The 12,129-nt window shown below is 69.5% G+C and carries 13 protein-coding genes and 1 pseudogene; 5 read left to right on the forward strand and 9 right to left on the reverse strand.

From position 1 onward, the window contains the following. Window positions 1-322 precede the first annotated feature (322 nt). Together ON33_RS42750 and ON33_RS14305 are read right to left on the reverse strand one after the other, a co-directional pair. Window positions 323-700 (reverse strand): annotated as a pseudogene (locus tag ON33_RS42750) (TRAM domain-containing protein); the annotation flags it as partial. Next, on the reverse strand, window positions 697-2,685 hold the full coding sequence (locus tag ON33_RS14305) for an APC family permease (RefSeq protein WP_040858994.1): 1,989 nt from the start codon (window positions 2,683-2,685) through the stop codon (window positions 697-699). The gene ON33_RS14305 and the pseudogene ON33_RS42750, both read right to left, overlap by 4 nt. A gap of 221 nt (window positions 2,686-2,906) precedes the next feature. Between ON33_RS14305 and ON33_RS14310 the strand changes: the two genes are divergently transcribed. Both ON33_RS14310 and ON33_RS14315 read left to right on the forward strand, forming a co-directional pair. Beyond that, entirely contained in the window at window positions 2,907-3,572 is a 666-nt protein-coding gene (locus ON33_RS14310) for a potassium channel family protein (protein ID WP_040858995.1), read from the forward strand. A gap of 2 nt (window positions 3,573-3,574) precedes the next feature. Next, window positions 3,575-4,261 carry a potassium channel family protein gene (locus ON33_RS14315; protein ID WP_040858997.1) on the forward strand — a complete coding sequence of 229 codons (687 nt, stop codon included), beginning with the start codon at window positions 3,575-3,577 and terminating at the stop codon, window positions 4,259-4,261. A 126-nt stretch (window positions 4,262-4,387) separates the two neighbouring features. Here the strand turns inward: ON33_RS14315 and ON33_RS14320 are convergent, their stop codons facing one another. From ON33_RS14320 to ON33_RS14330, 3 genes are all read right to left on the reverse strand, one after another. Further along, window positions 4,388-4,969 carry a sigma-70 family RNA polymerase sigma factor gene (locus tag ON33_RS14320; RefSeq protein ID WP_083868974.1) on the reverse strand — a complete coding sequence of 194 codons (582 nt, stop codon included), beginning with the start codon at window positions 4,967-4,969 and terminating at the stop codon, window positions 4,388-4,390. Between the two features lie 318 nt (window positions 4,970-5,287). After that, a complete protein-coding gene (locus tag ON33_RS14325) occupies window positions 5,288-5,965 on the reverse strand; it encodes a DUF3159 domain-containing protein (RefSeq protein WP_051152190.1) in 678 nt (225 codons plus the stop codon). A 179-nt stretch (window positions 5,966-6,144) separates the two neighbouring features. Then, window positions 6,145-6,537 (reverse strand): OB-fold nucleic acid binding domain-containing protein, encoded by a 393-nt coding sequence (locus ON33_RS14330; RefSeq protein WP_040859000.1) that lies wholly within the window; start codon window positions 6,535-6,537, stop codon window positions 6,145-6,147. A 165-nt stretch (window positions 6,538-6,702) separates the two neighbouring features. Here ON33_RS14330 and ON33_RS14335 point away from each other — a divergent pair, with 165 nt between their 5' ends. Next, window positions 6,703-7,419, forward strand: coding sequence for an alpha/beta fold hydrolase (locus tag ON33_RS14335; RefSeq protein ID WP_040859002.1), 717 nt, complete (start codon window positions 6,703-6,705; stop codon window positions 7,417-7,419). Window positions 7,420-7,564: 145 nt separating this feature from the next. On the opposite strand, the gene ON33_RS14340 is transcribed toward ON33_RS14335, so the two are convergent. Both ON33_RS14340 and dut read right to left on the reverse strand, forming a co-directional pair. Continuing rightward, the gene (locus ON33_RS14340; RefSeq protein ID WP_373281030.1) at window positions 7,565-8,416 is read right to left on the reverse strand and encodes a DUF3710 domain-containing protein; all 852 of its coding nucleotides are present in this window, start codon (window positions 8,414-8,416) and stop codon (window positions 7,565-7,567) included. A gap of 5 nt (window positions 8,417-8,421) precedes the next feature. Further along, complete coding sequence (dut, locus tag ON33_RS14345; RefSeq protein ID WP_040859004.1) at window positions 8,422-8,922, reverse strand: dUTP diphosphatase; 501 nt, start codon at window positions 8,920-8,922, stop codon at window positions 8,422-8,424. 79 nt (window positions 8,923-9,001) lie between these two features. Between dut and ON33_RS14350 the strand changes: the two genes are divergently transcribed. Then, window positions 9,002-9,496, forward strand: coding sequence for a DUF3093 domain-containing protein (locus ON33_RS14350; RefSeq protein ID WP_040859005.1), 495 nt, complete (start codon window positions 9,002-9,004; stop codon window positions 9,494-9,496). Window positions 9,497-9,585: 89 nt separating this feature from the next. Here ON33_RS14350 and ON33_RS14355 read toward each other — a convergent pair whose 3' ends face one another. Then, window positions 9,586-9,888 carry a DUF4193 domain-containing protein gene (locus tag ON33_RS14355; protein ID WP_040859007.1) on the reverse strand — a complete coding sequence of 101 codons (303 nt, stop codon included), beginning with the start codon at window positions 9,886-9,888 and terminating at the stop codon, window positions 9,586-9,588. Window positions 9,889-10,322: 434 nt separating this feature from the next. On the opposite strand from ON33_RS14355, the gene cei reads away from it, so the two are divergent. After that, a complete protein-coding gene (gene cei / locus ON33_RS14360) occupies window positions 10,323-11,000 on the forward strand; it encodes an envelope integrity protein Cei (protein WP_040859283.1) in 678 nt (225 codons plus the stop codon). A gap of 178 nt (window positions 11,001-11,178) precedes the next feature. Here the strand turns inward: cei and ON33_RS14365 are convergent, their stop codons facing one another. Continuing rightward, window positions 11,179-12,120 carry an inositol monophosphatase family protein gene (locus ON33_RS14365; protein WP_040859008.1) on the reverse strand — a complete coding sequence of 314 codons (942 nt, stop codon included), beginning with the start codon at window positions 12,118-12,120 and terminating at the stop codon, window positions 11,179-11,181. Window positions 12,121-12,129 lie beyond the last annotated feature (9 nt).

The following is a 12,129-nucleotide window of genomic DNA, read 5'->3' on the forward strand; positions in this document are numbered from 1 at the left end:
CAGTCGCGTCGGGCAGGCCGGAGCCGCTCCCGCCGATGAGAGCACTCGCCAAGTGCGTTGCCACGCCGCCGATGCGGCCGGGCGCCGGCCCGACACCCGGAACCGTGCCGTCATCCCGCGACCCTGCACGCGCCTCGGCTTCCGCGTCGCGGACCGGCTTCGGGCGTTGTGCAGCTGCGGAAGTCCCGGCGGCACCACCCAGCAGAGTCGAACTGATTCCGGTCGTCACGCCGCCGAGCCGACCGGGTCCTTCCGGTCGCGCGATCGGGCCGGACGCTGGAAGCTGTTGTGCCACTACACCGCTCGGCAGGCCGGACGGCGCGGGGATCGCCTCGACAATGAAGTCGGGTTCCCAGTCCGCGAGGCGGCGGAGCTGCTCGGCGACGACCTGGCGTTTGAGTTCGCGCTGGGCCTCGGGGGTGGCGAAGGTGAAGTCGCAGCAGCCCGCGCCGCCGGGACCGGAGACCGGGCAGGTGGCGGGGATGCGGTCGGGTGAGGCGTCGAGGATCTCGATGGCGTCCGCGCGGCAGAAGGAGCCGCCGCGGTCCTCGGTGACGAGGGCGCGGACCAGTTCACCGGGCAGGCCGTGACGCACGAACAGGACGCGACCCTCGTGCCGGGCCACGCAGAAGCCGCCGTGGCCGGGCGGGCCCAGCCGGACCTCGAAGACCTCTCCGTACCAGTCGGATCCAGCGCTCACGGCTGGTCCCCGAATCCGCGGCGCACCGAACCGGGAGCATTGACCAACCGGCCGGGGCGGGCTCGCCCGGCCGAGGAGGACAGCTGCCAGGGCACGCTGGTCACCATGACGCCGGGCTCGAACAGCAGCCGGCCCTTCAACCGCAGCGCACTCTGGTTGTGCAGCAGCTGTTCCCACCAGTGGCCGACCACGTATTCGGGGATGAACACGGTCACCACGTCGCGCGGGGAGTCCTTGCGCACGCGCTTCACGTAATCCACCACGGGCTTGGTGATCTCGCGGTACGGGGACTCGATCACCTTGAGCGGCACCGCGATATCGCTGCGCTCCCACTCCCGCACCAACGCCCGGGTGTCGGGCTCGTCGACGTTCACGGTGATGGCCTCGAGCGTGTCGGGCCGGGTGGCGCGCGCGTAGGACAACGCGCGCTTGGTGGGCAGGTGCAGCTTGGACACCAAGACGATGGAGTGGGTACGGCTGGGCAGCACGCTGTCCCATTCGCTCTCGTCCAGCTCCCGCGACACCGTGTCGTAGTGGCGGCGAATGAGTTTCATGAGCCCGAAGATGGCCGCCATCGTCACGATCGCGATCCACGCGCCCGCCACGAACTTGGTGACCAGCACGATGAGCAGCACTGTCGCGGTCATGGTGAGACCGATGGCGTTGATCACCCGCGACCGCTTCATGCGCGCCCGCATCGCCGGATCGGTCTCGGTGCGCAGCAGTCGCGTCCAGTGCCGCAGCATGCCGGTCTGGCTCAGCACGAACGACACGAACACGCCCACGATGTACAGCTGGATCAGGCGCGTCACCTCGGCGCCGAACAGCACCACGAACGCGATGGCCGCGCCCGCCAGGAACAGGATGCCGTTGCTGAACGCCAGCCGGTCACCGCGCGTGTGCAGCTGGCGCGGCAGAAAACGGTCCTGCGCCAGAATCGAACCCAGCACCGGGAAGCCGTTGAAGGCGGTGTTGGCCGCCAGCACCAGGATCAGCGCGGTGACGATGGTGATGAAGTAGAAGCCGGCCGGGAAGCCGGAGAACACCGCGCCCGCCAGCTGCGCGACGAGGGTCTTCTGCTCGTAGCCCGCGGGCGCGCCGATCAGGTCGTCGGTGTTGTGGGCGTAGACGATTCCCACCTTTTGAGTGAGCACGATCATGCCCATGAACAGCGTCACCGCGATGCAGCCGAGCAGCAGCAGGGTGGTCGCCGCATTGCGGGACTTGGGTTTGCGGAAGGCGGGCACGCCGTTGCTGATCGCCTCGACACCGGTCAGCGCCGCACAACCGGAGGAGAACGCGCGCGCGATGAGGAACACGAACGCCAGCCCGAACAGATGCTCGTCCTCGGCCTTCAACCCGAAGCCGTACGACTCGGCGTGCACGGTCTGTCCCAGGCCGATGCGGGCGAAACCCCAGATGAGCATGATGAACATGCCGATCATGAAGGCGTAGGTGGGAATCGCGAAGGCGGTGCCGGATTCCCGCACCCCGCGCAGGTTGATCGCGGTGAGGATGACGATCGCCGAAACCGCGAACAACACCTTGTGTGTGGCGACGAACGGCACCGCCGACCCGATATTGGAGGCCGCCGACGAGATCGACACCGCGACCGTGAGCACGTAGTCGACCAGCAGCGCACTGCCGACGGTCAATCCCGCGGTGGGCCCGAGGTTCTTGGTCGCGACCTCGTAATCGCCGCCGCCGGACGGGTAGGCGTGCACGTTCTGGCGGTAGCTGGCAACCACCACGGCCATCACCAGCGCGACCGCCAGACCGATCCACGGCGCGTAGGCGTAGGCCGACAGTCCGGCCACCGACAACACCAGGAAGATCTCCTCCGGCGCGTATGCCACCGAGGACAACGCGTCCGAGGCGAACACCGGGAGCGCGATCCGCTTGGGCAGCAGCGTATGCCCGAGAGAATCGCTGCGGAATGGGCGGCCGACCAGCATGCGCTTGGCGGCCGTCGTCAACTTCGACACTCCAGGCAGCATAAGGCAGTGCGCGACCGCCCGTGTTCGCGGCGCGACGGCGGCACCTGGCAGTCGTAGGGTGGCGGGTGCGGGCTGTGAGGTTTTCCCGGTTCCGGTTTGAACACCTTCCGGAGGGGGAAAGTGCCCGCAGTGAAACTCGAACGGTACGGTTGCGACCCGAGCAAGCAACCAGACCGCACACCACGGTTTTCGGGAATGGGGTTCGTACGGTGTACGTCGTGATCATGGGGTGTGGGCGGGTCGGCTCCTCGCTCGCCCGCGCCCTCGTCCGCATCGGCCATGAGGTCGCGGTGATCGATCAGAACTCGAGCGCCTTCCTGCGTCTGGGCCGCGACTTCCCGGGTCTCTGCATCACCGGCGTCGGCTTCGATCGAGATGTCTTGATGCGCGCCGGAATCGAACGCGCCGGCGCCTTCGCCGCCGTCTCCTCCGGCGACAACTCCAACATCATCTCCGCCCGCGTGGCCCGCGAGACCTTCGGCGTGGAGCGCGTCGTCGCCCGCATCTACGACGCCAAGCGCGCCGCGGTGTACGAGCGGCTGGGCATCCCCACCATCGCCACCGTGCCCTGGACCACCGACCGCTTTCTGCGCACCCTGATCGCCGACCAGGCCGCCACCACGTGGCGCGACCCCACCGGCACCGTCGCCGTGACCGAACTCGAGCTGCACGAGAACTGGTACGGGCGATCGGTGCACTCGCTCGAGGACGCCATCGGCGCCCGGGTGGCCTTCATCATCCGGTTCGGGCAGGGCGTGCTGCCCAACGGCAAGTCCATGCTGCAGGCCGACGACCTGGTCTACGTCGCAGCCACCTCCGGCACCGTCGGCGAGGCCGTCGCACTGGCCGCCAATCCCCCTGCTAGCGAGGACTGATCATGAAGGTTGCCATCGCCGGCGCGGGAGCCGTCGGGCGCTCCATCGCCCAGGAGCTCCTACGCGGCGGCCACGCGGTCATGCTGCTGGAACGCCGCCTCGACCACATCGACCCGACCGTCGCGCCCGCCGCCGTCTGGACCCACGCCGACGCCTGCGAGCTCGAAACCCTCGAAGAGGCCGGGCTGGAAACCTACGACGTGGTCATCGCCGCCACCGGCGACGACAAGGTGAACCTGGTGTTCAGCCTGCTGGCCAAGACCGAATTCGGCGCCGGGCGCGTGGTGGCCCGCGTCAACGACCCCCGCAACGAGTGGCTGTTCGACTCGTCATGGGGGGTTGACGTGGCCGTCTCCACCCCGCGGCTGCTGGCCTCCCTGGTCGAGGAGGCCGTCTCGGTCGGCGACCTGGTACGCCTGATGACGCTGCGGCAGGGTCAGGCCAACCTGGTCGAGATCACCCTGCCCACCGATACCCCCTTGGCAGGCAAGGCCGTTCGTACCCTCCAGCTGCCCCGCGACGCTGCCCTGGTCACCATCCTGCGCGGCGGCCGCGTCATCGTCCCGCAGGCCGACGATCCGCTCGAGGGCGAGGACGAGCTGCTGTTCGTCGCCTCCGTCGAGGCCGAGGACGACCTGCGGAAGGCGCTCGGCGTCAACGGCTTCGGAACGGCCGACGCCCCGGCCTGATCGCGGGCCGGCCACGGCTCCCGACCCGACCACACGGCTCCGGACACGACAATGGGCCGGGCGCACCCCCTGCGCCCGGCCCATTCGCCGTTTTCGTCATCACTGTGACGCTCGCTCACCGAACCGTCAGGACGCCGCCCGCAGTTCGGCCCGCAGCCGGTTCAGCGCGCGGTGCTGCATGACCCGCACCACGCCCGGGCTGGTGCCGATGGCCTCGGCGGTCTGCGCCGCGGTCCACCCCAGCACGATCCGCATGACCAGCACCTCACGGTGGGTCGAGGACAGCACCTGCATGAGATCGCGTGCCGCCCGACGGGTCTCCATCGCCAGCGCCCGCTCCTCGGGTCCCGCCTCGTTCATCGGCGCGTCCGGGAACTCCGCGACCGGGTAGGCCGGGTGCAGCTGCGCCCGCCGGAACGCGTCGGCCACCTTGTTCGCCGAGATGCCGTAGACGAACGCCAGGAACGACTTGCCCTGATCCCGGTAGCGCGGGATGGCCTGCACCGTCGCCAGGCAGATCTCCTGCGCCACATCGTCCGCGGTCACGTGCAGGTGACCCGCCCCGCCCATCCGGGCCGCGCAGTAGCGCCGCACCAGGGGGTAGACGATCTTGAGAATCTCGGAGACCGCGTCCCGGTCACCGGCGGCGGCCGGGCCGATCAGCTTCTCCAATTCCGCTGCGGCGCGCCGGGACTCCGACGTCGCCACACTGCCAGTCTTGCTGCCTCCCCGCCCCGCCGGGTGCCGGCGCGAGGCTGCTGTCTGCACCGCGATTCCGAGCCCCTCGCCCCGTTCCTGCGCTGCCACTGCCTTGTCGTCGGTAACCAACTCCGCGATCCTTTCTCCGAATGCCGCTGAGAGCTTCTGAGAACGATCGTGCTCGCCGGGGGGCCGCCGAAATAGGTACCCCAGGGGTGGGGTGGCCACCCCCTTTCGTCCCCCAACCACCCCGAAGGTGTTGCGCCCTGGTCATTTAGCGCGATAAGGGGCCGATCGGGCGCTTGTCCAGCCCGAGGATTCGGGGGCTCAGCCCTCGGATTCGGCGGATTTCGCGGCCGAGGAGGGCAGATGGCCCGCCTTGCGCACCGCCCAGAACGTCACCAGCGCCGCCACCGCGGTCAGCGGCCAGCCCATGCCGATACGCGCCACGGCCAGCAGACCGGTGCTGTTGGAGACATAGAGGTGGTTCTGCACCAGGTAGCGGGCCACGAACACCACCGCCCACACCGCGGTCGCGATGTCGTAGAGCCGCATCGCCCGCTTGTCCGAACGCCAGTCGGTGCCGTGTCCGTTGAGCGCACCCCAGATCACGCCCGCCAACGGCCAGCGCACCACCAGCGACATCAGGAACGCACCGCCGTACACCAGGCTCGCGTAGATGCCGAACAGGAAGAACCCCTTGGCCTCACCCATCCGGTAGGCGATGAACGCGCACACGCCCACCCCCAGGAACCCCGAGATGGCCGGCTGGATCGGACCGCGACGCACCAGACGCCACACCAGGATCGCCGCGGCCACCCCCAGCGACGCCCAGATGGCGGCGGTCAGCCCGCGCAGCGAATTCACCGGCACGAACACCAGCACCGGCAGCGAGGAGTAGATCAGGCCGCTGAGGCCGCCCATCTGCTCGAGCAGCGTCCGCTCGGGCTCCTCGTCCGCGTCGGCTTCACCGGCCGCGCGCTCCGCGTCGACCAGCGCCTGCATGTCCTCGTCCAGCAGCGCGTGGTCCATACGCAGTGGCGGTTCGTCACCCGAAACGGCATTGAGCTGGACCGTGGGCGGATCGAACGGGGCAGGCGCGCCGAAGGACTCGGTACGATTCGCTCCGAAGGACTCGGGGCGATCACGGCCCTGGCCGTTGCTGGTGGGGTTCGGCATAAGTGTCAGGAGTTCCCGCGGAGTTCGTAGTAGGGGTTGTAGATGACCTTGCCGCCGTCACGTTCGCCGATCCGGCCGCGGACCAGGATACGACGGCCCGGTTCGATTCCCGGAATACGACGCCGCCCGATGAACACCAGCGCGACGCTGTCGGTGCCGTCGAAGAACTCGGCCTCGACCTCGGCGCCCGCCGACTTGGGACAGGCCTCGACACTGCGGAGCCGGCCCAGCATGGTGACCTCTTCACCGCGCCGGCACTCCGATGCCCGGCACGCGCCCGACGCCTCCGACGTCTCGGCGAGCTCCTCGGCATCCAAACGATCCAGGTCCTCGGTCAGGCGCCGGCCGAGCCGCCGGAAATATCCCGACGGGGTGTCCTTCCCACCCGCGGATGGCATCTCGCACGCTCTCCTGTAGAGCTCGACGGCGTGGGTCTCACGTCGTTTTTTCCTTCCACGGTGCCCCGGTGGTTTGACACCCGGCCGCCCGTGGCCGTACAAGGGCCACTGTAGATGGACCGGCCTGCACCCGCCATGCACGCCCGTCCCCAGTAGGCTCGGCCGGTGCCCGATCTACCATGTCCGGCCGTCGCCGTCGCCCTACCCGGGACCGGCTCCGACGCCCATTTCGCCCGCCGCGCATTCGGATCCGCTTGCGCCGCACTGGATCTGCCGTTCCTGGCGGTCGACCCGGACCCGCGCGGCGTGATCGACAGCTACCGCAGCGCCCTCGACGCCGCCGCCCGTTCGGGCCCGGTCCTGATCGCGGGCATCTCGCTGGGCGCGGCCGTCGCCGTCGACTGGGCCGCCCACCACCCCGACTCGGTCTACGGCGTGGTCGCCGCGCTGCCCGCCTGGACCGGCGCCGACATCACCGGCTGCCCCGCCGCGCTGAGCGCCGCCGCCACCGCCGCCCAGCTGCGCGCCGACGGCCTCGATGCCGTGCTGACCCGCATGCGCGAATCCAGCCCCGCCTGGCTCGCCGAGGCCCTGACCCGCTCCTGGACGTCCCAGTGGCCCGATCTGCCCGCCGCACTGGAAGAGGCCGCCGCCTACCGCTGGCCCGAACCCGAGGTCCTGGCAGCCGTCACCGCCCCGGTCGAGATAGTCGGCGCGATCGACGACCCGGTCCATCCCTTCACCGTCGCCGAACGCTGGGCCACCACGCTTCCGCACGCGACCCTGCACGCCATCACCCTCGACGAGCTGGGCGCCGACCCGGCCATCCTCGGCGCCCGCGGCATCAACGCCCTGCTTCCTCGCCGGATCGCCGCCTCCTGATCCACCGCGACGCGACTGCGCGGCACCCCGCGGCGCCGCCGAGGACGCGGGTACGCGCAATCATTGCGCCGAATGCGAAACGGGGCACCGCCACTGTGTCGGTGCCCCGTTTGTCTTGTCCTACAGCCGAATCCAGACCGTCCGGTCAGTTCAGGCCGAGCTGCTGCATGGCGGAACCCTCCGCGCCACGACGTGGTTCGGAGGGCGCCTGCTCGGGCTGGTAGGCCGGGCCGCCCTGCATGGCGGCCATCTGGGCCTGCATGGCCTGCTGCTGTGCGGCGAGCTGCTGCTGGTGGGCGGCGGCTAGCTGATCGGCCAGCTCCTGGGGTAGGACCACCGGCAGCGGCTCGCGCACCGGCAGCGGCTCGTCACCGCGGCGAACCACGGTCTCGCGCATGACCGCGCGGGCCGCGGCCACCAGCGGGGTGTTCTCGTCGGCCGCGCCGGTCGGACCGGCCGCGACCAGGCGCACCATCCAGCGGTAGCCGTCGACGCCGATGAACCGCAGATCCGCGCCCTGGGTGACGGCATGCAGCTCACGACCCCACGGGCCCTGCACCACCGACACCTGCGCGCCGTCCTTGCGCAGCGTCTCGGCCAGATCCGCTGCCACCGAACGCCATTGGCCCGAGGTCTTGGGAGCTGCGTAGGCCGCCACCGTGATCCGGCCGTGCTGGGTGGCCAGGTGGACCGCCTGCGGCGCGCCCTCGGGGGTCATCTCGACCTGCAGCTGCCCGCCCGGCGGCACCGGCACGATGACCGAACCCAGATCCAGGCGCTGCTCGGCGATGGACTCGAGGCGGTCGGCGACGTCCTCGTAGTCGTAGGGGCCGGTCTCCGGGCCGCGCGCGGCGGGCTCCTCGAACTCGAATTCGTCTGCCGCGTAGCCGGTCTCGTCGTACTCGTCCGCGTCGTCGTACTCGTCGTACTCGGTGTACTCGTCGTCGTACCGCGACGCGTCGCCGCTGTCGCCCTTGTTCTTCTTGCGTCCGAACACCATCGTCATGCCTCCTTGCCGGTCGCCTGACCCGCCCCACCGGACTGCGCGGACAGGCTGGCGTGCCCACCGCTGGATCCGTATCCTCCTGCGCCGCGCGCGGTGTCGTCGAGCGCCTCGACCTCCACGAAGTCCACCAATTCGACCTTCTGCACCAGCAACTGGGCGATGCGGTCACCCCGCCGGAGCTCGATGGCCGTCCGCAGATCGTGATTGATCAGGCACACCTTGATCTCACCGCGGTAACCGGCGTCGACCGTGCCGGGGGTATTGACAACGGAGAGTCCCGCCTTTGCCGCCAGACCCGACCGCGGATGGATCAGCCCGACCGTGCCGATCGGGAGCGCCACCGCGATGCCGGTGCCGACGAGCACCCGCTCCCCCGGTTCGATGATGACGTCCTCGGTGGTGCACAGGTCCACGCCGGCGTCGCCCTCGTGGGCACGCGTCGGTACGGGGATGCCGGGATCGAGCCGCAGCAGGGGAATAGGTGGAATACCGGTCACGTAGGCCGAGCCTACGCGTTCCCCCCTTCGGTCATTGACCTAGTCTGAAGTCGTGTCCGACCAGCCCCCTCAGGTAACCATGGATCCCAAGCGGCAGACCGAGCCCCTCTACACCGAGCGCCTCTGGGTGCCGCTGTGGTGGTGGCCCGTCGCGCTCGTCGTGACGGGGCTGCTGGCAGCCGAAATCCACATGGGCGCACCGGGAGTGCGGGCGTGGCTGCCATATGTGCTGCTGCTCCCGGTACCGTTGTGGGTGCTGCTGTGGTTCTCCCGCCACCGCGTGGAAGTGACCCCCGACGACGCCGGAGTCCCGGAGCTGCGCACCGATCGCGCTCATCTGCCCGCGACCTTCGTCAAGCGCGCCGCACCGGTGCCCACCAGCGCGAAAAGCGCGGCGCTGGGCCGACAGCTCGACCCCGCCGCGTTCGTCCAGCATCGGGCCTGGATCGGGCCCATGGTGTTGCTCGTGCTCGACGACCCGGATGATCCGACGCCGTACTGGCTGGTCAGCACGCGTCATCCGGAACGCATCATCACCGCGCTCGGCCTGAAGAACGCGGCCGAGCAGTCCTGACCTTCCCGAGGATTTTCGCGTAGCCCCGTCCGGTCCGCGTTCGGCGGACCGAACGCGGGCTGACGGGAATTGCGCTCCGGGAGCGTGCCTTACGCGGCGCAGTCCATGCAGATCAGCTGACCGCCGGCCTCGCTGGCCAGTCGGCTGCGGTGGTGCACCAGGAAGCAGCTCGAGCATGTGAACTCGTCGGCCTGCTTCGGGATGACCCGGACCGAGAGCACCTCCTCGGAAAGGTCCGCGCCGGGAAGCTCGAACGATTCCGCGGTATCGGATTCGTCGATATCCACGACGGCGGACGCGGCTTCGTTGCGGCGAGCCTTCAGCTCCTCCAGCGAGTCCTCCGACACGTCGTCGGATTCATTGCGCCGCGGTGCGTCATAGTCGGTTGCCATGTCGTCTTCCCCTCGTCCTTACTCCGTATATCCCGGACCGGCACCGTCCTGACCGGCTCCTCGCGGAGCCGGACCGGGTGGGATGCCGCCCGCCCGTGGTGTACATCACGCGTACACCGGTCACAGATCCGAGCCGGATAGTCCTTCATCCGCAGCGGATCGCGCTCGGTCAACGCAGGACATGCCCTTGTTGTTCCCGAAATCGAACCCCAGTTTCACCTGGGTTGTACGATCTGGGCCGCCAGACAATAGCGGACCCCGGGACAAAAGTCGCAATCAAAACCCTCGCGAGTTCAAACTGAGGGGTAATCGTCACCGACAAGGGAACTCGCCGAGACCTTCCGCACCACTCCGAGACCTGTCCGCCACACCCGGAGCGCCGACTTGCCGTGGCCGTTCACGCGGCAATCGCGACGTTTTCGTAGAGTGTGTCCGTGGTTTCACTGATCACCCAAGGTAACTCGACCGATCCGAATGGACGGTCCTTCATCCGGCGGCGCTGGGAGCCCTGGGCGGCCATGGTGGGCGTCATCGCGCTGATCTGCGCCGTCGTGTGGTTCAAGGCGCTGACCACGAGCGAGGGTGACCAGGGTGCGATGGCCTGCAACTCGCCCAGCCCCGCCTCGACCACGTCCGCGGCCCAGCCCGCCCCACTCGGCGAGCGGGTGGGAGCGTCGCGACTGCGGGATGTGGAGCCGGCGGCCCTGGCCCAGTCGAAGGTGCGCGTGCTCAATGCCAACGGCCAGCGCGGCCAGGCCGCGCACGTCGCCTCGGAGCTCGGCGACCTCGGTTTCGCCAGCGCACCCGACGTGCAGATCGGTAACGATTCGGTCTACGTGAACGGCGACCTGGAATGCACCGGGCAGATCCGCTTCGGCGCGAAGGGCCGGCCCGCGGCCGCGGCGGTGCAGCTGGTGGCGCCGTGCGCCGAGTTGATCGAGGATCAGCGCCAGGACGACACCGTGGACATGGTGCTGGGCTCGCTGTTCCGCGATATACGGCCCGACACCGACGCGGAGGAGGTGCTCAAGTCGCTGAAGAATCCGACGCCCGGCACCGCGCCCGCCATCGACCCGAAGTTGCTGGAGGCGGCTCGGCACGCGAAGTGCTGAGAATCTCATTTGCGGGGGCTCTGCTCTGACTCGCGGAGCCCGCGCGAAACTCCTACCGGCGCAACGCTGTATATAAATCCGGATAACACGAATCGCCGCGATCCTTCGATCGCGGCGATTCGTTGCGCATGACCCCCAAAAGGCGGTCAGTGGGATCCGATGGTCGTCCAGCCCCCTGTCACGGAACCGGGATAGGGGCGGTGACATCCAGCCGCCCGAACAGACCGAACAGTTCGTCAGCAATGCCGGGGGCGGCGGCGGACACCAAATCGCCTGCGGCGCCCGGCGAGTCGGGTCCGGGCGGCAGAATCAGGCGCGCGCCCGCCTCGGTGGCGATGAGCGCGCCCGCCGCCCAGTCCCACAGGTTCAGACCGTGCTCGTAGTAGGCGTCGGTGCGACCCTCGGCGACGGCGCACAGGTCCAGTGCCGCCGAACCGAAGCGGCGGATGTCGCGAATGTGCGGCAACACCTGAGCCACCAGCTCGCCCTGACGGGTGCGGCGCTCGGTGGCGTAGGCGAAGCCGGTGGCCACCAGCGCCATCGACACCGCGCCGACCCCGTTGGCGCGCAAGGTAATCGGCTCGCCGCCCGGGGCGGTGCCGTCGATGCTGGAATCGGCGCGGTGCGCGCCCAGACCGAGCCCGGCGCTGTAGGTGACGACGTGCGCCACATCGGCGACCGCGCCCGCGACGGGACGGCCGCCGCGCACCGCCGCCACCGACACCGAGTAGGACGGGATGCCGTAGACGAAGTTGACGGTGCCGTCGATGGGGTCGACGACCCAATGCACGAGCTCCGGATCGTCGGCGAGGCTGCCGCCATCCTCCTCGCCGACCACGTAGTCACCGGGGCGCACTTCGGCGACCAGTTTGCGGACCAGTTGCTCGGTCTCGGTGTCGACGATGGTGACGGGGTCGGTAGGGGTGCTCTTGGACTGCACGGCGTCCTGCTCGTGCGCGCCGGGCCCGAAGACCTGCGGGCGGCGCACGCGGACGTGCGCGGCGGCGGTCTCGGCCAGATATACCGCGACGCGGCGGAGTTCGGCGATGTCGGCGGTGTCGGTGTTCGTGGCGGCGGCGGGGACAGTGGAAGTGAAATTCGATTCCGGCACGAGCTCCATCGCAGCACA

The sequence above is a fragment of the Nocardia niigatensis NBRC 100131 genome, assembly GCF_000308655.1.
In the GTDB taxonomy this organism is placed as follows: domain Bacteria; phylum Actinomycetota; class Actinomycetes; order Mycobacteriales; family Mycobacteriaceae; genus Nocardia; species Nocardia niigatensis.

What these genes read in the sequence shown, in the direction of transcription:
- ON33_RS14365 (WP_040859008.1), bottom strand. Translation starts at nt 12,120, where the DNA reads ATGGAGCTCGTGCCGGAATCGAATTTCACTTCCACTGTCCCCGCCGCC.
- ON33_RS14315 (WP_040858997.1), top strand. Translation starts at nt 3,575, where the DNA reads ATGAAGGTTGCCATCGCCGGCGCGGGAGCCGTCGGGCGCTCCATCGCC.
- ON33_RS14355 (WP_040859007.1), bottom strand. Translation starts at nt 9,888, where the DNA reads ATGGCAACCGACTATGACGCACCGCGGCGCAATGAATCCGACGACGTG.
- ON33_RS14330 (WP_040859000.1), bottom strand. Translation starts at nt 6,537, where the DNA reads ATGCCATCCGCGGGTGGGAAGGACACCCCGTCGGGATATTTCCGGCGG.
- ON33_RS14350 (WP_040859005.1), top strand. Translation starts at nt 9,002, where the DNA reads ATGGATCCCAAGCGGCAGACCGAGCCCCTCTACACCGAGCGCCTCTGG.
- ON33_RS14325 (WP_051152190.1), bottom strand. Translation starts at nt 5,965, where the DNA reads ATGCAGGCGCTGGTCGACGCGGAGCGCGCGGCCGGTGAAGCCGACGCG.